At 71.5% G+C, this 20922-nt stretch carries 17 protein-coding genes and 1 tRNA gene; 3 read left to right on the forward strand and 15 right to left on the reverse strand.

What is annotated here, in order from left to right:
• Nucleotides 1–116 precede the first annotated feature (116 nt).
• A complete protein-coding gene (locus DEJ14_RS10235; RefSeq protein ID WP_111084165.1) occupies nt 117–485 on the forward strand; it encodes a PaaI family thioesterase in 369 nt (122 codons plus the stop codon).
• Between the two features lie 7 nt (nt 486–492).
• Here the strand turns inward: DEJ14_RS10235 and DEJ14_RS10240 are convergent, their stop codons facing one another.
• From DEJ14_RS10240 to DEJ14_RS10260, 5 genes are all read right to left on the reverse strand, one after another.
• Nucleotides 493–963: a GNAT family N-acetyltransferase gene (locus DEJ14_RS10240; protein WP_111083945.1), complete on the reverse strand. Its 471-nt coding sequence runs from the start codon at nt 961–963 to the stop codon at nt 493–495.
• Between the two features lie 105 nt (nt 964–1068).
• Nucleotides 1069–1674: an ANTAR domain-containing response regulator gene (locus tag DEJ14_RS10245; protein ID WP_022905562.1), complete on the reverse strand. Its 606-nt coding sequence runs from the start codon at nt 1672–1674 to the stop codon at nt 1069–1071.
• 124 nt (nt 1675–1798) lie between these two features.
• A tRNA-Leu gene (locus DEJ14_RS10250) sits at nt 1799–1880 on the reverse strand.
• A 12-nt stretch (nt 1881–1892) separates the two neighbouring features.
• Nucleotides 1893–3401, reverse strand: a complete 1509-nt coding sequence (locus DEJ14_RS10255; RefSeq protein WP_111083944.1) for a sensor histidine kinase — start codon at nt 3399–3401, stop codon at nt 1893–1895.
• Nucleotides 3398–4081 carry a response regulator gene (locus DEJ14_RS10260; RefSeq protein WP_243650050.1) on the reverse strand — a complete coding sequence of 228 codons (684 nt, stop codon included), beginning with the start codon at nt 4079–4081 and terminating at the stop codon, nt 3398–3400. Before DEJ14_RS10260 ends, DEJ14_RS10255 begins: the two co-directional genes overlap by 4 nt.
• 147 nt (nt 4082–4228) lie before the next feature.
• On the opposite strand from DEJ14_RS10260, the gene DEJ14_RS10265 reads away from it, so the two are divergent.
• Nucleotides 4229–4687, forward strand: a complete 459-nt coding sequence (locus DEJ14_RS10265; protein WP_111083942.1) for a hypothetical protein — start codon at nt 4229–4231, stop codon at nt 4685–4687.
• A 79-nt stretch (nt 4688–4766) separates the two neighbouring features.
• Here the strand turns inward: DEJ14_RS10265 and DEJ14_RS10270 are convergent, their stop codons facing one another.
• From DEJ14_RS10270 to exaC, 3 genes are read right to left on the reverse strand one after another with little or no spacing between them, the layout of a single operon-like run.
• Nucleotides 4767–5945 (reverse strand): GAF domain-containing protein, encoded by a 1179-nt coding sequence (locus tag DEJ14_RS10270; RefSeq protein WP_111083941.1) that lies wholly within the window; start codon nt 5943–5945, stop codon nt 4767–4769.
• 52 nt (nt 5946–5997) lie between these two features.
• On the reverse strand, nt 5998–6396 hold the full coding sequence (locus DEJ14_RS10275; protein WP_111083940.1) for a DUF779 domain-containing protein: 399 nt from the start codon (nt 6394–6396) through the stop codon (nt 5998–6000).
• Nucleotides 6396–7937: an acetaldehyde dehydrogenase ExaC gene (gene exaC / locus DEJ14_RS10280; RefSeq protein ID WP_111083939.1), complete on the reverse strand. Its 1542-nt coding sequence runs from the start codon at nt 7935–7937 to the stop codon at nt 6396–6398. Before exaC ends, DEJ14_RS10275 begins: the two co-directional genes overlap by 1 nt.
• Nucleotides 7938–8120: 183 nt before the next feature.
• Here exaC and DEJ14_RS10285 point away from each other — a divergent pair, with 183 nt between their 5' ends.
• Nucleotides 8121–8660 (forward strand): HdeD family acid-resistance protein, encoded by a 540-nt coding sequence (locus DEJ14_RS10285; protein ID WP_181437393.1) that lies wholly within the window; start codon nt 8121–8123, stop codon nt 8658–8660.
• Nucleotides 8661–8663: 3 nt separating this feature from the next.
• Here the strand turns inward: DEJ14_RS10285 and DEJ14_RS10290 are convergent, their stop codons facing one another.
• The 7 genes from DEJ14_RS10290 to trpB form a co-directional block, all read right to left on the reverse strand.
• Nucleotides 8664–9758: a VIT1/CCC1 transporter family protein gene (locus DEJ14_RS10290; protein ID WP_111083937.1), complete on the reverse strand. Its 1095-nt coding sequence runs from the start codon at nt 9756–9758 to the stop codon at nt 8664–8666.
• A gap of 130 nt (nt 9759–9888) precedes the next feature.
• Nucleotides 9889–11334, reverse strand: a complete 1446-nt coding sequence (gene pyk, locus DEJ14_RS10295; RefSeq protein WP_111083936.1) for a pyruvate kinase — start codon at nt 11332–11334, stop codon at nt 9889–9891.
• A gap of 157 nt (nt 11335–11491) precedes the next feature.
• Nucleotides 11492–12949: a glutamate synthase subunit beta gene (locus DEJ14_RS10300; protein ID WP_111083935.1), complete on the reverse strand. Its 1458-nt coding sequence runs from the start codon at nt 12947–12949 to the stop codon at nt 11492–11494.
• 114 nt (nt 12950–13063) lie between these two features.
• A complete protein-coding gene (gene gltB, locus DEJ14_RS10305) occupies nt 13064–17581 on the reverse strand; it encodes a glutamate synthase large subunit (protein ID WP_111084164.1) in 4518 nt (1505 codons plus the stop codon).
• A gap of 202 nt (nt 17582–17783) precedes the next feature.
• The gene (gene lgt, locus DEJ14_RS10310; RefSeq protein WP_111083934.1) at nt 17784–18782 is read right to left on the reverse strand and encodes a prolipoprotein diacylglyceryl transferase; all 999 of its coding nucleotides are present in this window, start codon (nt 18780–18782) and stop codon (nt 17784–17786) included.
• Between the two features lie 98 nt (nt 18783–18880).
• Entirely contained in the window at nt 18881–19675 is a 795-nt protein-coding gene (trpA, locus tag DEJ14_RS10315; RefSeq protein WP_111083933.1) for a tryptophan synthase subunit alpha, read from the reverse strand.
• A complete protein-coding gene (gene trpB / locus DEJ14_RS10320; protein ID WP_111083932.1) occupies nt 19672–20886 on the reverse strand; it encodes a tryptophan synthase subunit beta in 1215 nt (404 codons plus the stop codon). The genes trpA and trpB overlap by 4 nt, the downstream gene beginning before the upstream one ends.
• Between the last annotated feature and the right edge of the window lie 36 nt (nt 20887–20922).

A 20922-nucleotide genomic window follows, 5' to 3' on the forward strand; every position in this document is an offset into this window, starting at 1 on the left:
TTGCGGAGTCCGACACCCGGACAGCCTACCGACGCCATCCGACACGGGAGTTCGAGCGCGTGACCGACGAAGCCACCATCACCGGGAACGTCGACGAGCGGCTCGCTGCCCGCGGGATGGGTGAGCTCGCCGACAAGATGGGCATGGTCATCACCGAGATGTCGGCCGACCGCGCCGTCGGCAGCATCCCGGTCGAGGGCAACCGCCAACCGGTCGGCCTGCTGCACGGGGGCGCCTACGTCGTCCTCGCCGAGAGCCTCGGTTCGATGGCCGCCAACGTGCACGCCGGCGAGGGCCGCTACGCCGTCGGCATCGAGCTGAACGCCTCGCACACCCGGAGCGCCACGTCCGGCACCGTCACCGGTGTCTGCACCGCGATCCACCTCGGCAACACGCTCACCACGCACGAGATCGTGCTCACCGACGACCAGGGGCGCCGCTGCTCCACCGTCCGCATCACCAACCTCATCCGCGAGGCACGCTGACTCGTCGTCAGTCCTCGGGCGGACGCTGCAGCAGCAGCCGTGCGTCGCCGAAGCCGAGCCGCCGGTAGAGCCGCTCCCCGTCCACGCTCGAGTGCACCGAGGTCCGCTCGACGCCGAGGTCGTCCGCGATGTCGAGCAGCGCGGTGACGAGTCGTCCGGCGACGCCGAGCCCGCGCAGGTCGGGGTGCACGTAGACGGTCTGCACGTCGGCGGTCAGGCGTCGCCCCGGCCGGTCCGGGGTCGGCGGCCGGGCGACGAGTCCGAGCCACGCCATCCCGAGCACCCAGCCGTCGCGCTCCGCGACCACGCACCGGTGCGTGTCCGGGTGTTCGAGTGCGAAGGCCGTCATCGCCGCGCGGTAGTCGTCCGGCGTCGCGGCCGGCTCGGCGCCGCCCTCGCCGACACTCCACCGCCACCGCAGGTCGGCCACCGCTGGCATGTCCTCAGGCCGGGAGGCCCGGATCACCACGTCGTCCACCTCTCCAGCCTGCCAGGTGGTCGCCTCCACCGCCCCACGCGCCCGGGGACGCAGCAGCGCCGCCGGACCGGGGTCCGACGGCGCTGGTGTGAGCGACGGGTGGTGCTACTTCTTGGCGCTGAGCTGCTCGATGATCGCCTTGGCGACGTCGTGCATGGTCAGGCGGCGGTCCATCGAGGCCTTCTGGATCCAGCGGAACGCCTCGGGCTCGGTGAGGCCCATCTTCTCGTTGAGCAGGCCCTTGGCGCGGTCGACGAGCTTGCGGGTCTCGAAGCGCTCGACCAGGTCGGCGACCTCGGCCTCGAGCGTGATGATCTGCTGGTGCCGCGAGAGGGCGATCTCGATCGCGGGGAGCAGGTCGTTCGGGGTGAACGGCTTGACCACGTAGGCCAGCGCGCCGGCCTCGGTGGCACGCTCGACGAGGTCCTTCTGGCTGAACGCCGTGAGGAGGACCACCGGAGCGATGTGGTTCTTGGACAGCTTCTCGGCTGCGGAGATGCCGTCGAGCTGGGGCATCTTGACGTCCATCACGACGAGGTCGGGACGGAGGTCGGTGGCGAGCTGCACGGCGGTCTCGCCGTCGCCGGCCTCGCCGACCACGTCGAACCCGTTGTCGCGGAGGATCTCGACGATGTCGAGGCGGATGAGCGACTCGTCCTCGGCGACGACGACGCGACGGGGTGCTGTTGCAGTTGCTTCTGTGTCACTCACAGCCGCAAGCCTACTAGACGTCAGAAGTGCTTCATGTCAGCACACGGCTCAGGTTGCCAGAAAGCGTTGTACGAGTGGCGGGACGCGGTACCGGAACAGCCCCGCACGCCGTGAGCCTGCCTTGTACGAGTGGCGGGACTTGAACCCGCACGCCGTGAGGCAGAGCATTTTGAGTGCCCCGTGTCTGCCGATTCCACCACACTCGCGAGGCCTCCAGGCTAGCAGGGCCCCCGCCCCTCGACCGACGCCGGCAGCCGCAGCTCGAACACCGCACCGCCGAGCACGTCGCCCTCGCCGCCTTCACGGTCGTCGGCGTGCTGCAGGGACCCGCCGTGCGCCTCGGCGATGCCCCGTGCGATCGGCAGGCCCAGTCCGGCCCCACCGGAACGGGCGTCGCGAGCAGCCTCGAGGCGGACGAGTCGGTCGAACACCCGCACGCGGTCCTGGGCCGGGATCCCCGGACCGTCGTCCTCCACCCGGAGCACGGAGCGCGCTCCCCGGCCCTCGAGGGAGACGACGATCCGGCCCGCGGGTCCGGCAGCGCGGGCGGCGTTGTCGACGAGGTTGCCGACGACCTGGGCGAGCCGCTCGGCGTCGACGTCGGCGCACACGGGCCGCTCGGGCACCACGACCTCGAGCGCGACGGACGGCAGCCGCAACCGCAGCCGGTCGCCCTCCGCCACGAGGAAGGCGCCGAGGTCCACCGGTCGTCGGTCGAGTTCGATCCCCCGGTCGAGCCGGGCCATCGTGAGCATGTCCTCGATGAGCCGCGCGGCTCGGTCTGCCTGGCGGACGACGTGCACGGCGAGCACCTCGCGCGTGGCGGCGTCGCCGCCACCGTCGCGCACGAGCGTGTCGGCCGCAGCCCGGACCCCGGCGACCGGCGTCCGCAGCTCGTGCGCGGCGTCGGAGAGGAACGAGCGGACCCGTGCCTCTGCCGCGACGGCCTCGCGCTCCGCGCCCTCGACGGCGTCGAGCATCTCGTCCATGGCGACGGCGACGCGACCGATCTCGGTGTCCTGCCGCGAGGGTCGGAGTCGCCGTCCGCGGTCGCCGCCCGCGATCGACCGCGCGGTGGTCGCCATCTCGTCCAGCGGCCGCAGGGACCGCCGGACGACGAGCACCACACCGAGGACGGCGACGCCGAGGAACGCCGCGGAGGCACCGCCCATCACCCAGCCGAGCTGCACCAGGGTGTCCTGCACGTCGCGGGTGCCGACGGTCAGCGTGATGCGGGTGCCGTCGTCGAGCCGGCTCACGAGGGTGAGCACCCCGTCGTCCTCGCGCACGGACGACGACGTGACCGTGGCGCCGTCCGCGGTGGTCGTCGGCGTCGCCGCAGCCGTGGGTGTGGTCCCGCCGACGAGTCCGCTGCCGCGCGGCACCGTCGCCGGCAGGCCGCCGGGGTCCGGCGGGCCCGTCCGCAGCTGGTCCGGCGTCGGACCGGCCTCGACTGCCCCGCCGTCCGGCCGGACGATGCGCACCGACAGCCCCTGCGCGGAGAGCCGGTCGGCGAGGTCCTCGGCGTCGACGGTCCCGACGAGTGCGGCGGCGGCCGATGCGCGGTCGCGGAGCCGATCCTCGGCCTGGGCGCGCAGCCGGATGCCGAGCAGCACCTCGACGGCGACCGCCAGTCCGGCGAGCAGCACCGCGAGCAGGACCACGATCGCGACGACGGTGCGCAGCCGCAACGAGGTCGTGCGGAGCGGGCCGCTGTCGACCGTCACGCTGCCGTCCGCTCGTCGCTCAGCCGGTACCCGATGCCGCGCACGGTGTGCACGAGCCGCGGCCCGTGCGCCTCCATCTTCCGTCGGAGGGCGCTGAGGTGGACCTCGACGACGTTCGCCGCGACGTCGTCGTAGCCCCACACCTGCGTCGTGATCTGCCCCTTCGACACGGTGCGCCCCCGGCTCTCGGCGAGGAACCGCAGCAGGCGGAACTCCGTCGCGGTGAGGTCGAGCAGGACCCCGGCACGCCGAGCGGTGGCGGCGTCCGGGTCGAGGACGAGGTCGCCGACCTCGACGACCGACGGGATCCGCCCGCGCCGCCGGAGCACCGCCGTCACCCGCGCCACCAGCTCGGCCATCGCGAACGGTTTCACCACGTAGTCGTCGGCGCCCTCGGCGAAGCCGCGCAACCGCTCGTCGAGCTCGTCCCGCGCGGTCATCATCACCACGGCGGCGTCCGAGGTGGAGCGCACCCGACCGGCGAGCACGATGCCGCTCGGCCCGGGCAGCATCCAGTCCAGCAGGACGAGGTCGGGCGCGGCGCGGCGGAGGTCCTCGACGAGGTCGCGTCCGTCGGACGCCTCGGCGACCAGGAAGCCCTCCGCACGCAGGGTCGTCGCGACGGAGGTCCGGATGGAGTCGTCGTCGTCGACGACCAGGATTCGAGCGGGAACAGGCACGGCGGACACCGTAGGGCGCTCCGGCGGCCACCGAGCATGGAGGACGCTGGAGAACCCCTGTGCTTCAGGCATGCTTCAGATTCGGACTCGAGCGTCGTCTCCAGCGGCGGATCACCCGGATCCGCCCGGTCACGGAACGGAACCACCATGCTCGACGAACGAGACGACTCGACCACCACCGCCACCCCGCGACGCGGCGCACTCCTGCGACGGGTCGGGATCGGCACGGCCGCAGCCGCGGCGCTGGTGCTCGGCGGGTTCGGCATCGCCACGGCGAACGCCGCGACGACCACCCCGGCGCCGAGCGCCCCGACCGGCGCGGCCACACCGGCCCCGGTTCCGTCGGACGGCGACACCGCGACGGTGCCCGCACCGCCCGAGGGCGGCCCCGCGACGGCGCCCGGCTGCACCGCACTGCCGAAGGCCGGCGGTCCCGCGACCGTGCCCGCGCCGCCGAAGGGCGCCGAGGGGAAGGCACCCACCCCGCCGAAGGACGGCGCGAAGGCCACGACGCCCACCCCGCCGAAGGACGGCGCGAAGGCCACGACGCCCACCCCGCCGGTGCCCGACGCGACCACCACGGCGGCGCCGACCTCCGGCTCCTGATCACCAGGCCGGGAGGCGCGCGCCGTCAGCGGTCCCGACCGCGCGGGGCGTGCCTCCAGGCCGGGTCGTCCCGACCGGCTCAGGGACCCTCGAGCGCCTCGATCGCCGCCACGAGACCAGCCCGTCGCGGCGACCGCCGCGGCAGGACCGCGAGCAGCGCGCGGAGCACGCGCGCGTCCGCCGCCCCGTCCGGCGTCCGCGCCCACGCGAGCAGCGCCTCGACGCTGCCGTCCGCGACGACCGACTCGCGGAACCGACCGCGCACCAGGTCGCGCACGGCGTCCACCCCCGGCGCAGCCGACCCCGGCAGGACCGGTCCGGTGTACCGGTCGACGGCCTGGAGGCGCGCCCCGCGGTCGAGCGCGGACAGCACGGTGTCGACGTCGGTCGCCATCCCGGTCACCCGGTACGGTCGCGACGTCACGGTCACGCCCGACGCGTGCTCCGCGAGGACCCGTCGGAGCCGCACCACCTCGGCGCGCAGCGTCACGACGGCGCCGGCGTCGCCGTACACGGCCTGCGCGAGGTCGGCGGCCGCCAACCCGTCGGGGTGGGCGGCGAGGACGACCAGGAGCTCGGAGTGCCGCGCGGACAGGTGGACCCGGCGGTCGTGGACGCGCAGGACGGCGGTGTCGGTGCCGAGGACCGACAGCTCTGCGTCCGGTGCGCGCGGCGTCGACGCGGCGGACCCCGGCACCCGGCTCGCGGCCAGCGCGAGCTGGGCCTCGGCGGCGGCGACCGTGGCCGCGAGCAGTGAGAGGGTGTGCCGTTCGACGGCCCGGTCGTCACCCGTCAGGTCGAGCACGCCGACGGTGGCCCCGTGGGCATCGTGCACGGGCACGGCGGTGCACGACCACGGCTTGACGGCGTTGGCGTAGTGCTCGTCAGAGCGGATCTGCACCGGCCGGTCGAGCCGCAGGGCGGTCCCGGGCGCGCTCGTGCCCACACGGTCCTCGGCCCAGTCGGCCCCGGGGACGAAGCCCATGTCCTCGGCCGCACGCCGGGCCGTCCGCGCGCCGTCGACCCACACCAACCGACCGGAGGCGTCACCCACGGCGACGACGCAGCCGGCGGACCGGGTGTCGTCGAGCAGCAGGTGCCGGACGACGGGCAGCAGGGTGGCGAGGGGGCCGTCCCGGCGGGCGGCGTCGAGTTCGTCGTCACCGAGCGCGAGGGCGGGGACACCGTCCGGGTCGACCGCCGCAGACCGTCGCCAGGACGCGGCGACGAGCGGGCGGAGCGGGTCGGGTGCGCGCATGCGTCCTCCGATCGACCCCACCCGCCGCACCGTCGCGACGAGTACGGCCAGCCTACGTCCGGTGCGCGACCGGGACCAGGCCGAGATCCGCCAGCTCGGCGTCGTCGAACATCCGCGACCGGGTCAGGAACCGCTTGCCCTCGGGGCTCTCGACCGAGAACCCGCCGCCGCGCCCGTCGACGACGTCGATGGTCAGGTGCGTGTACTTCCAGTACTCGAACTGCGACACCGACATGTACACCTCGACGGGGTCGATGCCGTCGACCTCGAGTGCCCCGAGCAGCACGTCGCCGGAGCCCGTCCGGAACATGCCGACGGGGTAGCACATCGGGCTCGAGCCGTCGCAGCAGCCGCCCGACTGGTGGAACATCAGCGGGCCGTGCCGGGCGGCGAGGGTGCGCAGGAGCTCCCCCGCCGCCGGCGTGACCGCCACGCGAGCGGTGTCGGGCATCAGAAGAAGCCCATCGGACCGTCGGCGTAGGACACGAGCAGGTTCTTCGTCTGCTGGTAGTGGTCGAGCATCATCTTGTGGTTCTCGCGCCCGATGCCGGACTGCTTGTACCCACCGAACGCCGCACCGGCCGGGTACTGGTGGTACGTGTTCGACCACACCCGTCCGGCCTGGATGTCACGGCCGGCGCGGTACAGCGTGGTGGCCTCGCGGCTCCACACCCCGGCGCCGAGTCCGTAGAGGGTGTCGTTGGCCGTGGCGATCGCGTCGTCGTAGCCGCTGAAGGACGTCAGCGCGAGGACAGGACCGAAGATCTCCTCCTGGAAGATCCGCATCGAGTTGACGCCCTCGAACACCGTCGGCGTGACGTAGTACCCGCCGGAGAGCTCCCCGCCGAGGTCCGCGCGCTCCCCGCCGGTGAGGAGCTTCGCGCCCTCCTGCCTGCCGATGTCGATGTAGCTCAGGATCTTCTCGAGCTGGTCGTTGGACGCCTGGGCGCCGATCATCGTGGACAGGTCGAGCGGGTGGCCCTGCTTGACGGCGCGCACCCGGTCGAGGCCGTCGGCGACGAACCCGTCGTAGATCTCCTTCGCCACGAGCGCCCGGGACGGACACGTGCAGACCTCGCCCTGGTTGAGGTTGAAGAAGGTGAAGCCCTCGAGCGCCTTGTCGTAGAACGAGTCCTTCTCGGCGGCGACGTCGGGGAAGAACACGTTCGGGCTCTTGCCGCCGAGCTCGAGCGTCACCGGGATGAGGCTCTGCGAGGCGTACTGCATGATCAGCCGACCGGTGGTGGTCTCGCCGGTGAACGCGATCTTCCGGATGTCCGGATGCTGGGCGAGCGGTGCGCCGACCTCGATGCCGAAGCCGTTGACGACGTTGAGCACGCCGGCGGGCAGGAGGTCGCGGATGAGCTCGACGAGCACGTGGATGGACGCCGGGGTCTGCTCGGCGGGCTTCAGCACGACGCAGTTGCCCGCGGCCAGGGCCGGCGCGAGCTTCCACACGGCCATCAGGATCGGGAAGTTCCACGGGATGATCTGTCCGACGACGCCGAGCGGTTCGTGGAAGTGGTACGCCACGGTGTCGTGGTCGATCTCGCCGGCCGAGCCCTCCTGCGCGCGGATCGCTCCGGCGAAGTAGCGGAAGTGGTCGATCGCGAGCGGGATGTCGGCGCCGAGGGTCTCGCGGATCGGCTTGCCGTTCTCCCACGTCTCGGCGACGGCGAGCATCTCGAGGTGCTCCTCCATGCGGTCGGCGATCTTGTTGAGGATGACCGCGCGCTCGGCGGCGCTCGTCCGCCCCCAGGTCGGGAACGCCTTCCAGCCCGCCGCCACCGCACGGTCGACGTCGGTGGAGTCACCGCGCGCGACCTCGGTGAAGACCTTGCCGGTGACGGGGGTGGGGTTCTCGAAGTACTGCCCGCTCGCCGACGGGACGTACTCGCCGCCGATGAAGTGGTCGTACCGCGATCGGTACTGCACGAGGGAGCCCGGTTCGCCGGGTGCGGCGTAGCTGGTGGGCGATGGTGCGATGGTCATGGTGGTGGCCTTTCGACGACGCTGTCGGGGCACGCACGGTTCGCGTGCTGCTCGCACCGTACGAGCGCGAGGGTTGCATCCGGTTGCACGGGCTCGCGCCCGCTCGGGTCCGAGGACCGCACGGGCTCGCCGTCGGCCGGGTAGCGTTCGGGACTCCAGCGGGTCCGATCAGGAGGAGTGTCCGTGGATTCTCGTGCCGTCCGCACGTTCCGGGTGTTCGTCGTCGTCACGGCGGTCGTCGCGATCGCCCTGGGGATCGTCGCCATCGTGTGGCCGCGGCCGTCGCTCGTCCTCGTGGCGCTGCTGTTCGGTGTGTACCTCGTCGTCGCCGGCGCCCTGCGGGTCGTGGCTGCGGCGCGCGGGCACGGGACGCCGACGGTGTGGCGGTGGACCTCCGGGGTCGTCGGTGCGCTCGTCGCGGTCGCCGGACTCGTCGCGCTGCTCGACCCGGCGATCCCCCTGGTCGTCTACGCCGTGCTCGCCGGGGTCGGCTTCGTGGTCGAGGGGATCGTGTCGATCGTGGGCGGCCTCGTCGGCCACCCCGGGTCGTCCCGGGTCCCGACCCTGGTGAGTGGCGTGTTGTCGATCCTCGGCGGCGTCGTCGTGCTCGTCGCACCCGGCCTCGCACTCACCGTGTTCATGGTCTTCGCCGGGATCGCCCTCATCGTCGTCGGCGCCGCGGCCCTGCTGCTGCTCCCGCCGCGAGCCGCCGTCCGCCGCTAGGCGTCAGGCGGCCCCGGTGCCGAACAGCAGCCCGAGCGCGTAGGTCACGACCGCGGCGCCGAACCCGATCGCCAGCTGCCGGAACGCCCGCTTGCCCGGCGACGCACCGCTCAGCACGCCGACGACCGCACCGGTCCCGAGCAGGGCGAGTCCGACGAGCGTGCCGGCGACCGCGATCGCCGCCCACCCCTGCATGCCGAACAGGAACGGCAGCACCGGGATGATGGCGCCCGACGCGAAGAACAGGAAGCTCGACACCGCGGCGCTCAGGCCGTTGCCCACCGCCTCGTGGTCGTCGGTGACGGTGACCGGACCGGTCGACGGGTGTCGCTCACCGATGCCGGACAGCACCTGCGCCGCGTGCTCGGTCGCCTCGGCCTCGGACATCCCGCGGGCGCGGTACACCAAGGCCAGCTCGTTCGCGTCGACGTCGAGGTCCGCGACGGCGCGGCCGGCCTCGGGGTGCGGTGCGGAGGCCTCGAGCAGTTCGCGCTGCGACCGGACCGACACGTACTCCCCCGCACCCATCGACAGGGCGCCGGCGAGCAGACCCGCGATGCCGCTCAGCAGGACGAAGTGCCGGTCGGCGCCCGACGCGCTGATGCCGATGATGAGGGCCAGGTTCGACACGAGTCCGTCGTTGGCGCCGAAGACCGCCGCGCGGAACGTGCCCGACAACCGCATCCGACCGCGGTTCGCGAGCCCGCGCACCACCTCGCCGTGGATGCGCTCGTCGGCCGCCATGCTCGCGGTCGCGTCGTCGTCGTCGGCGTACGGCGAGCGGTCCTCGGCGCGCTGCATCAACGCGAGGACGAACACCGACCCGAACCGCTTCGCCAGCGTCGCGAGGACCCGGGTGCGCAGACTGCCCCGCTGCGGACGTCCGACGTCGTCACCGAGCAGGTCGAGCCAGTGCTGCTCGTGCCGTCCCTCGGCCTCGGCCAGCGCGGCCAGGATCTCGCGTTCCTCGCCGGACCGCCGCGCGGCCAGGTTGCGGTACACAGCGCCCTCGGCGCGTTCGTCGGCCAGGTAGCGGCGCCAGCGGCGGACGTCGGCGCGCGGCGCCGGGTGTTCGGTCTGGAGGCTCACAGCAGCCATCCTGCCGCCTGCGGCCGACCGGTGGTCATCACCAGGGCCGTGGAGACGCGGCGGGGCGCGGACCGGAGGCGACGCGTGGTCGTGCGCCGTGCCTCCTGTCCGCGCCCTGTCGGCGTCGGGATCCTGCGGATCAGTCCCGCACGTACGCCGGAGCGGCCTCGGCGTGGGCATCGCCCACCCGGTGCACGCGCAGGTCGTTCGTCGAGCCCTCGATCCCGGGAGGCGAGCCGGCCGTCACGATGACGCGGTCGCCGGGGGCGGCCAGGCCGTTCTCGAGCAGGACGTCGTCCACCTGCGAGAAGAGCTCGTCGGTGTGGGTCTTGCGCTCGACCAGGAAGGACCGGACGCCCCAGGTGAGCGCCATGCGGCGACGCGTGGCCTCGTTCGGGGTGAAGGCGATGATCGGCAGGCCGTGGCGCAGACGCGACATGCGGCGCGCCGAGTCGCCGGACTCGGTGAACACGCAGAGGTACGACGCCTCGGTGAACTCCGCGATCTCGACCGCGGCGAGCGTGATCGCACCGCCGAGGGTGCGCGGCTTCGTGCCGAGCGGCGCGATGCGCTCGAGGCCGTGGTCCTCGGTCGACTCGACGATGCGGGCCATCGTGCGGACGGTCTGCACCGGGTACTCGCCGACGCTGGTCTCGCCCGAGAGCATGACCGCGTCCGCACCGTCGAGGACGGCGTTCGCGACGTCGGAGGTCTCCGCGCGGGTCGGGATCGGCGACGAGATCATCGACTCGAGCATCTGCGTCGCGACGATGACCGGCTTCGCCATGCGGCGGGACAGCTCGACGGCGCGCTTCTGCACGATCGGGACGGCCTCGAGCGGCAGCTCGACGCCCAGGTCACCGCGGGCGACCATGATGCTGTCGAACGCGTCGATGATCTCCTCGAGCGCGTCGACGGCCTGCGGCTTCTCGACCTTGGCGATGACGGGCAGGCGCTTGCCCTCCTCGTCCATGATCTCGTGGGCGCGGTCGACGTCGGCGGCGTTGCGCACGAACGACAGCGCGATGAGGTCGGCGCCCTGGCGGATCGCCCAGCGGAGGTCCGCCTCGTCCTTCTCGCTCAGCGCGGGGACGTTGACGGCGACGCCGGGCAGGTTGATGCCCTTGTTGTTCGACACCGTGCCGCCGACGACGACCTCGGTGCGCACGCGGACGCCGTCGGTGTCGAGCACGCGCAGGCGGACCCGACCGTCGTCGATGAGCAGCGGGTCGCCGGGCTTCACGTCCTGGGGCAGGCCCTTGAACGTCGTGCCGCAGATCTCCTTGGACCCGGGGACGTCCTCGGTCGTGATCGTGAAGACGTCGCCGACCGCCAGGTCGTGCGGGCCGTCGGCGAACTTGGCCAGACGGATCTTCGGACCCTGCAGGTCGACGAGGATCGCGACCGGCTTGCCGAGCTCCTCGGCAGCGCGACGGACGTTCACGTAGTTGGCCTCGTGGACGCTGTAGTCACCGTGGCTGAGGTTGAGTCGGGCGACGTCGACGCCCGCTTCGATGATCTCCTTGACGGTCTCGTAGTCCGACGTTGCCGGTCCGAGCGTCGAAACGATCTTTGCGCGTCTCAATGGATTCCTTCGTGGTGGTGGGTGATGCTCTGGTTTCCGCGCTGTGGGGCCGCGCGGAACGAAGCGAGGCCACCAGCACCTTATCGAGTGCTGGTGGCCCCTCGCTCACCGGGGGGTGAGCATCTGGTGGTGGTCGGTCATGCGGCGATCGGTCATCTCAGACCGAGATCGCGCGGTCGGTCGCCTTCACCGGCGCCGGCAGGATCGTCGAGCCCTCGAGGTACTCGTCGACCTTCGCCGCCGCGGCACGGCCCTCGGCGATCGCCCAGACGATCAGGGACTGCCCGCGGCCGGCGTCACCGGCGACGAACACGCCCGCCTCGTTCGTCGTGTAGTCGGCGCGGCGGTCGAGCGCACCGGACACCGTCGTCGGCAGACCGAGCTGGGGCTCGATCGTGTCGGCTTCGGGACCGGTGAAGCCCATCGCGACGAGGACGAGGTCTGCGGGGATCTCACGCTCGGAGCCGGCCTTCGGCACGCGACGGCCATCGAGGTACTCGGTCTCGGCGACGCGGAGCGCACGGACCTCGCCGGCCTCGTTCGCCAGGAACTCGACGGTCGAGGCGAGGAAGTGCCGCTCGCCGCCCTCTTCGTGGGCGCTCGTGACCTCGAAGACGGTCGGGAACATCGGCCACGGCTGCTCGGACGGACGCTCCAGCGGCGGCTGCTTGCCGATCGCCAGGTTCGTCACGCTCAGGGCGCCCTGCCGGTGCGCGGTCCCGATGCAGTCCGCACCGGTGTCACCGCCGCCGATCACGACGACGTGCTTGCCCTCGGCGGTCAGCTGGTTGTCGACCCGGGTGCCGGCGTTCGCCTTGTTCTGCTGGACCAGGTAGTCCATCGCGAAGTGCACGCCCTCGAGGTCGCGCCCCGGGATCGGCAGGTCGCGCGGCACCGTGGCTCCGGTGGCGACGACGACCGCGTCGTAGCGCGACTTCAGGTCGTCCCAGGTGATGTCACGGCCGATCTCGACGCCCGCGCGGAAGCGGGTGCCCTCGGCCTGCATCTGGGACAGGCGCGCGTCGATCTGGCGCTTCTCCATCTTGAAGTCCGGGATCCCGTAGCGGAGCAGCCCACCGATGCGGTCGTCGCGCTCGTAGACGGCGACGGTGTGCCCGGCGCGCGTGAGCTGCTGCGCGGCGGCCAGACCGGCGGGGCCGGAACCGACGACGGCGACGGTCTTGCCCGTCAGGCGCTCCGGCGGGTGCGGGGTGACCCAGCCGTTCTGGAACGCGTCGTCGATGATCGAGACCTCGACCTGCTTGATCGTCACCGGCGGCTGGTTGATGCCGAGCACGCACGAGGACTCGCACGGGGCCGGGCACAGCCGGCCCGTGAACTCCGGGAAGTTGTTCGTCGCGTGCAGTCGCTCGATCGCCTGACGGCCCTCGCCGCGCCACGTCAGGTCGTTCCACTCCGGGATCAGGTTGCCGAGGGGGCAGCCCTGGTGACAGAACGGCACGCCGCAGTCCATGCAGCGGCCGGCCTGGCGCTTGAGGGCGCCCGACTCCTGCTGCTCGTAGACCTCTTTCCAGTCCATGAGCCGGACGGGCACGGGGCGCCGTGCCGGCAGTTCGCGTTCCTGGACCTTGAGGAATCCCTTGGGGTCAGCCACCGGTCACCTCCGTGGTCGTGTTGGGCGCTGCCGGTTCCACACGTGCGTGACGCTCAGCCACCGGTCACCTCCGTGGTCGTGTTGGGCGCTGCCGGTTCCACACGTGCGTGACGCTCAGCCACCGGTCACCTCCATGATTCGGTTCCACACGACGTCGCCGTCGGGGTCGAGCCCCTCGTCGACGGCGCGCTGACGGGTCTCGAGCACCGCCGCGTAGTCGCGCGGCAGTACCTTGACGAAGTCGCTCAGGTCGCCGGACTCGAGCAGGTCGGACGCGAGCGTCGAACCGGTCTCCTCGGCGTGCCGGGTGAGCAGGTCGGTGACGATCTCGACGTCGGCGCTGTCGAGCGCCTCGAGCCGGAGTTCACCGGTCGCGAGGGCGTCGGTGTTGACGTGCTCCTCGCGCAGACCACGGATGTACGCGGTGCCGCCGGACATGCCGGCCCCGAGGTTCCGACCGGTCTCGCCCAGGATGAGCGCGAGGCCGCCCGTCATGTACTCGAGCGCGTGGTCGCCCACACCCTCGACCACCGCGGTCGCCCCCGAGTTGCGCACCAGGAAGCGCTCACCCACGATGCCGCGGATGAACATGCTGCCCTGGGTCGCGCCGTAGCCGATCACGTTGCCAGCGATGACGTTCTGCGCCGGGTCGAAGCCCGAGCCGGCGTCCGGCCGGACGATGATCTCGCCACCGGACAGGCCCTTGCCGACGTAGTCGTTGCTGTCGCCGATGAGGCGCAGGGTGATGCCGGCGGGCATGAACGCGCCGAGCGACTGCCCGGCGGAACCGCGCAGCGTGACGTCGATCGAGCCGCTCGGCAGCCCGTGCTCGCCGTGCCGCTTCGTGACCTCGTGGCCGAGCATCGTGCCGACCGCGCGTTCGGTGTTCCGGATGGGCAGGTCGAGCGCGATCGAGCCGCCGTGGTCGAGCACGTCGGCGGTCTGCTGGATCAGCCCCACGTCGAAGTGCTGCTCGAGCTCGTGGTCCTGCTCCCGCTGGTGGCGACGCGGCTCGGCGTCCTCGAAGTGCGGACCCGCGAGGACCGGTGCGAGGTCGAGCCCTGATACCTTCCAGTGTTCGAGGGCACGGTCGACGTCGAGGGCGTCGGACCGGCCGATCGCCTCGTCGAGGGTGCGGAAGCCGAGCTCGGCGAGGAGCTCGCGCACTTCCTGCGCGATGAACTCGAAGAAGTTCACGACGAACTCGGGCTTGCCGGAGAAGCGCTTGCGGAGCTCGGGGTTCTGCGTCGCGACCCCCACCGGACACGTGTCGAGGTGGCACACGCGCATCAGGATGCAGCCCTCGACGACGAGCGGAGCGGTGGCGAAGCCGTACTCCTCGGCGCCGAGCAGAGCTGCCACGACGACGTCGCGTCCGGTCTTCATCTGACCGTCGACCTGCACCACGACGCGGTCGCGCATGCCGTTCAGCATGAGCGTCTGCTGCGTCTCGGCGAGGCCGATCTCCCAGGGGGTGCCGGCGTGCTTGAGCGAGTTGAGCGGGGACGCACCCGTGCCACCGTCGTGCCCGGAAACGAGCACGACGTCGGCCAGGGCCTTCGTCACGCCGGCCGCGACCGCGCCGATGCCGGACTGGCTCACGAGCTTCACGTGGACGCGGGCGGCCGGGTTGGCGCGCTTCACGTCGAAGATCAGCTGCTTGAGGTCCTCGATCGAGTAGATGTCGTGGTGCGGCGGCGGCGAGATGAGGCCGACTCCGGCGGTGGCGTGCCGGGTGCGTGCGACCCACGGGTACACCTTCTGCGGGGGCAGCTGGCCGCCCTCGCCGGGCTTCGCACCCTGCGCCATCTTCAGCTGGATGTCGGTGGCGTGGGTGAGGTACATGCTCGTCACGCCGAACCGCCCGGAGGCGACCTGCTTGATCGCGCTGCGACGCTCGGGGTCGAGCAGCCGGTCGACGTCCTCACCGCCCTCACCCGTGTTCGAGCGACCACCGAGGCGGTTCATCGCGATCGCGAGCGTCTCGTGGGCTTCCTTCGAGATGGAGCCGTACGACATCGCGCCGGTGTTGAAGCGCTTGACGATCGACTCGATCGACTCGACCTCGTCGAGCGCGACGGGCTTCCGGACCCCGTGCTTGAAGCGGAACAGCCCGCGCAGCGTCATGAGCTCCTCGGACTGGTCGTCCACGGCGCTCGAGTACTCACGGAAGATGTCGTAGCGGCGGGCACGGGTGGCGTGCTGCAGCCGGAAGACGGTGTCCGGGTTGAACAGGTGCGGCGGGCCTTCGCGACGCCACTGGTACTCGCCGCCGGTCTGCAGCCGCTCGTGGGACAGGACCGCGCCGTCCTGCGGGTACGCCTGGGCGTGCCGCTCGGCGTTCTCCTTCGCGATGACGTCGATGTCGACCCCACCGAGGATCGACGACGTACCGGTGAAGTACTTGTCGACCAACTCCTGGCTGAGCCCCACGGCTTCGAACGCCTGGGCGCCGGCGTAGCTCGACACCGTCGAGATGCCCATCTTCGACATGATCTTCAGGACGCCCTTGCCGAGCGCCTTGATCACGTTCTTGACGGCCTGTTCCGGGGTGATCCCGGTGATCATGCCGGCACGGACCAGGTTCTCGCAGGTCTCCATCGCGAGGTACGGGTTGATCGCCGACGCGCCGTACCCGATGAGGGACGCCACGTGGTGGACCTCTCGCACGTCGCCGGCCTCGACGATCAGGCCGACCTTCATGCGCTGCTCGGTGCGGATCAGGTGGTGGTGCACGGCGGCGAGCAGCAACAGGCTCGGCACGGGCGCCTGCTCGGCGTTGCCGTCACGGTCCGACAGCACGATGAACTGCTTGCCCGACTCGATGGCGGCGTCGACCTCGTCGCACACGGCGGCGATGCGCTTCTGCATCGCCTTCTTGCCGGCATCGACGCGGTACAGGCCCTTGATCGTGACGGTCAGGTGCCGACCCGACTCCGTCTCGAAGTGCTGCACCTTGGCGAGCTGGTCGTTGTCGATCACCGGGAAGTCGAGCGTGATTTGCTTCGCGTGCTCGGGACCGGCCGACAGCAGGTTGCGCTCCGGACCGAGGCCCATGCCCATCGAGGTGATGACCTGCTCGCGGATCGAGTCGAGCGGCGGGTTCGTCACCTGGGCGAACTGCTGCGTGAAGTAGTCGAACAGCAGCCGGGGGCGCTGCGAGAGCACCGCGATCGGGGTGTCGGACCCCATCGCACCGAGGGGCTCCGCGCCCACCTGCGCCATCGGGCGGAGCAGGATGCGGACTTCTTCCTCGGTGTAGCCGAAGGCACGCTGGCGGCGGGTGACCGACGCCGGGGTGTGCACGATGTGCTCGCGGTCGGGCAGGTCGTTCAGGTTGATGCGGCCCTCGTCGAGCCACTCAGCCCACGGGCCGGACGACGCCAGGCCCTGCTTGACCTCGTCGTCCTCGATGATCCGGCCGGCCTCGGTGTCCACCAGGAACATCCGGCCGGGGCGCAGACGGCCCTTGCGGACGACCTTCGCAGCGGGCACGTCGATGACACCGGTCTCGGATCCCATGACGATGAGTCCGTCGTCGGTGACGAGGAAGCGCCCGGGACGCAGCCCGTTGCGGTCGAGGGTCGCGCCGACGAGCGAACCGTCGGTGAAGGTGATGGCGGCCGGACCGTCCCACGGCTCCATGAGCATCGAGTGGTACTCGTAGAACGCCCGGAGCTCCGGATCCATCCCGACCTGGTTCTCCCAGGCCTCCGGCACCATCATCGACACCGCGTGCGGCAGCGTCCGGCCCGTCAGGGTCAGGAGCTCGAGGACCTCGTCGAACGACGCCGAGTCGCTCGCACCGGGGCTGACGATCGGCAGCAGCGGCGCCACGTCGCCGAGCAGTTCGCTCTCGAGCTGCGACTGCCGTGCGCGCATCCAGTTGCTGTTGCCGCGCACCGTGTTGATCTCGCCGTTGTGCGCGATCGTGCGGAAGGGCTGGGCGAGCGGCCACGACGGGAACGTGTTGGTCGAGTAGCGCGAGTGCACGATCGCGAGCTTCGAGGCGAAGCGCTCGTCGCTGAGGTCCGGGTAGAACGGCTCGAGCTGCAGCGTCGTGACCATGCCCTTGTAGACCATGGTGCGGCTCGACAGCGACATGAAGTACAGGTCGTTCGCGTGCTCGGCGCGCTTGCGCAGCCGGTAGGTCTGGCGGTCGAGGGCGATGCCGCTCCAGGACGCGCCGTGCACGTCGTGGCGCACCGAGGCGACGAACAGCTGCTCGAACGCGGGCATGGCCGCACGCGCCAGGGTGCCGAGCACCTCGGGGCGCACCGGGACCTCGCGCCAGCCGAGGACCTTCAGGCCCTCCTCGCGCGCCAGTCGTTCGACGGCGCCCTTGACGGCGTGCCGGTCGCCCTCGTCGGTGGGCAGGTACGCCGTACCCACCGCGTACTCCCCCGCCGCCGGCAGGTCGAACGGCACCACGGCGCGCAGGAACTCGTCCGGCACCTGGCACAGGATGCCCGCGCCGTCGCCGGTGCCGGCGTCCGAACCGACGGCACCGCGGTGCTCGAGGTTGCGGAGGGCGCCGAGTGCAGCGTCGACGATGTCGTGGCCGGGCGTCCCGCGCAGCGTCGCGACCATCGCGAGACCGCAGGCGTCCTTCTCGTTCGCCGGGTCGTACATGCCGGTGGCGTCGGGGATCGCCGAGAACCGACGGTGCGGCGGCACGAGGGACTTCGGTGCCGAGGGCTGGAGTGGCTGGAGCGCCATGGGGGAACCGTCCTCACGAGGAAGTGGAACAGGGACAGCGGTGGCCCGGTGGTGCGTTCCGCCCAGACGGGCGGGACTGGTGCCCGTGCCCCGCTTGTGGCGGGGAGGAGTGCTCCTAGGCGCGGTCAGTGGGAGTCGTGACCGCTCCGGAGCCCTGGGCGACGAGGCGTTCGTCGTCGTCCTCGTGCTCCGAGAAGGTGTCGTCGGAGTCTACATCGGACTTCGGACGTGGCTCGCGACCGGGCAGGTACGGGCTCGGCTCCTTGCCGGTGTGCCGACGGGTCTGCACGATGAAGATGACGATCCCGAGCAGGATGGCCGCGAACGACATCCAGACGTTCGTGCGGATGCCTGCGAACGTCTCACTGGTGTCGACGCGGATCGACTCGAGGAAGGACCGGCCGACGCCGTACCAGATCAGGTACAGGGCGAGGACCTTGCCCCACTGGAGCGTGAACTTGCGGTCGAGCAGCAGGATGACGACGACGCCCAGGACGTTCCAGATGATCTCGTAGAGGAACGTCGGGTGGAACAGCGTGCCCTCGGGCAGGCCCTTCGGGAACGCGGCGTTCGTCGACTCGATCTGCAGGCCCCACGGCAGGCTGGTCGGCATGCCGAAGAGCTCGTGGTTGAAGTAGTTGCCGAGCCGGCCGAACGCCTGCGCGAGCAGCACGCCGGGCACCACCGCGTCGATGAACGACGTGAACCGCAGGCCGACCTGGCGGCAGCCGATCCAGGCACCGACGGACCCGAGGATCAGGGCGCCGAAGATGGCGAGCCCGCCCTCCCAGATGTACAGGAAGGACAGCGGGTCGATGCCGGGGCCGAAGTAGTCGGACACGTGCGTGAACACGTGGAAGAGCCGGCCGCCGATGATGCCGGCGGGCACCGCCCAGATCGCGATGTCGATGATGATCCAGCGCTCGACGCCGCGCGCGTTGAGGCGGCGGTTCGCGAGCAGGACCGCGGCGACGATCCCGAGCAGGATGCAGATCGCGTACGCGTGGATGCGGAAGTCGAGCGGCAGCGACCAACCGAACGCGTCGCGCAGCCAGGCGGTCAGGTCGAAGTACTGCCAGGCGGTGCTCGGGCTCGGGATGCTCAGGAGGGGCATGGAGGAACGGTCGCCTTTCGGAACTGACGGGGCGCGGTGTCGACGTGTCGTCGGCCCCGCTCACTGTAGCGCGGACCGTGGGCCCGCCAGGAACTGGACTAGGAGCGGCGGGCGCCGGTGGTGAGGTCGGCCGCGCGGTCGGCGACCCCCTGCACCCCGAGGTCGGCCAGCGCGCGGACGAACGCCGAGCCGACGATCGCGCCGTCGGCGTACTCCAGGACCTCGGCGACCTGCTCGGCCGTCGAGATGCCGAGGCCCACGCAGGTGCGCGCGACGCCGGCGTCTCGGAGCCGGGACACCACGGTGCGCGCGGCGACGTCGACGCCGGCCCGTGCTCCGGTGACACCCATCGTCGAGACGGCGTAGACGAACCCGCGGCTCGCCTGCACCGCCTGCTGCATCCGGGCGTCGGACGAGGACGGTGCCGCGAGGAACACGCGGTCCAGGCCGGTCCGCTCCGACGAGGCCATCCACTCGGCGGCTTCGTCCGGGATCAGGTCGGGCGTGATGAGCCCGGCGGCACCGGCGGCGACGAGGTCGTCGGCGAAGCGGTCCACACCGTAGCGGAGCACAGGGTTCCAGTACGTCATCACGAGCACCGGCACGTCGGCGCGCTCGGTGATCTGGTGCACGGCGTCGAAGACCTGCGCGACGCGGAAGCCGTTCGCCAGGCTCTCCTCGGCCGCACGCTGGATCACCGGTCCGTCCATGACGGGGTCGGAGTACGGCAGGCCGAGCTCGATGACGTCCACGCCGTTCTCGGCGAGGGCGACGGCAGCTTCGACGCTGGTCTGCACGTCGGGGTACCCGGCGGGCAGGTAGCCGACGACGGCCCCGGCACGCTCGGCGTTGGCGGTGTCGATCGTCGTGGCGACGGTCTGGTTCGTGGTCACAGCTGCACCGCGTTCTCGTCGAGGATGCCGAAGTAGCGGCTGGCGGACGCCACGTCCTTGTCGCCACGGCCGGACAGGTTCACGAGCACGACGCCCTCGGGGCCGAGCTCCTTGCCGACCTTCATCGCACCGGCCAGCGCGTGCGACGACTCGATCGCCGGGATGATGCCCTCGGTCTGGCTGAGCAGGCGGAACGCCTCCATCGCCTCGGTGTCGGTGATCGGCGCGTACTGCGCGCGACCGATCGACGCCAGGTAGGCGTGCTCCGGCCCGACGCTCGGGTAGTCGAGCCCGGCGGAGATGCTGTGGCTCTCGATGGTCTGGCCGTCCTCGTCCTGCATGAGGTAGGACTTCGCGCCCTGCAGGACGCCTTCGCGACCGAGCGTGATGCTCGCGGCGTGCCGACCGGTCTCGACGCCGTCGCCACCGGCCTCGAAGCCGTGCAGCGCGACGGACTCGTCGTCGAGGAACGCCTCGAAGATCCCCATCGCGTTCGAGCCGCCGCCGACGCACGCGGCAACGGCGTCCGGGAGACGCCCGACGCGGTCGAGGACCTGCTGGCGGGCTTCTTCGCCGATCACCTTGTGGAACTCGCGCACCATCTCGGGGAACGGGTGCGGGCCGGCGACCGTGCCGAGCAGGTAGTGGGTCGAGTCGACGTTCGCCACCCAGTCGCGGAGTGCCTCGTTGATGGCGTCCTTCAGCGTGCGCGATCCGGTCTCAACCGGGATCACCTCGGCGCCGAGCAGGCGCATCCGGGCGACGTTGAGCGCCTGCCGCTCGGTGTCGACGGCACCCATGTACACGACGCAGTCCATGCCGAACAGCGCCGCGGCGGTCGCCGTGGCCACGCCGTGCTGGCCGGCACCGGTCTCCGCGATGAGGCGGGTCTTGCCGAGCCGACGGGCCACGAGCGCCTGACCGAGCACGTTGTTGATCTTGTGCGACCCGGTGTGGTTCAGGTCCTCGCGCTTCAGGATGACGCGGGCACCACCGGCGTGCTTCGCGAACCGCGGCACCTCGGTGATGATCGACGGACGACCGGTGTAGTCGCGCTGGAGCTCGTCGAGCTCGGCACGGAAGGCCGGGTCCGCCCATGCCGTGCGGAAGGCTGCCTCGAGCTCGTCGAGCGCGAGGACGAGCGACTCGGGGACGAAGCGTCCGCCGAAGTCACCGAAGTACGGGCCGTGCAGGTCGCGGAGTGAGGTCACGATGGGTCTTCCCGGGACGTGTCCGACGCGACCGGC

Source organism: Curtobacterium sp. MCJR17_020, assembly GCF_003234365.2.
Lineage (GTDB): Bacteria > Actinomycetota > Actinomycetes > Actinomycetales > Microbacteriaceae > Curtobacterium.

Excerpts from the sequence above, each read along its gene's own strand:
- DEJ14_RS10235 (WP_111084165.1), top strand. The coding sequence starts at position 117 with ATGGGTGAGCTCGCCGACAAGATGGGCATGGTCATCACCGAGATGTCG.
- DEJ14_RS10265 (WP_111083942.1), top strand. The coding sequence starts at position 4,229 with ATGCTCGACGAACGAGACGACTCGACCACCACCGCCACCCCGCGACGC.
- DEJ14_RS10270 (WP_111083941.1), bottom strand. The coding sequence starts at position 5,945 with ATGCGCGCACCCGACCCGCTCCGCCCGCTCGTCGCCGCGTCCTGGCGA.
- DEJ14_RS10275 (WP_111083940.1), bottom strand. The coding sequence starts at position 6,396 with ATGCCCGACACCGCTCGCGTGGCGGTCACGCCGGCGGCGGGGGAGCTC.
- exaC (WP_111083939.1), bottom strand. The coding sequence starts at position 7,937 with ATGACCATCGCACCATCGCCCACCAGCTACGCCGCACCCGGCGAACCG.
- DEJ14_RS10290 (WP_111083937.1), bottom strand. The coding sequence starts at position 9,758 with ATGGCTGCTGTGAGCCTCCAGACCGAACACCCGGCGCCGCGCGCCGAC.
- gltB (WP_111084164.1), bottom strand. The coding sequence starts at position 17,581 with ATGTACGACCCGGCGAACGAGAAGGACGCCTGCGGTCTCGCGATGGTC.
- lgt (WP_111083934.1), bottom strand. The coding sequence starts at position 18,782 with ATGCCCCTCCTGAGCATCCCGAGCCCGAGCACCGCCTGGCAGTACTTC.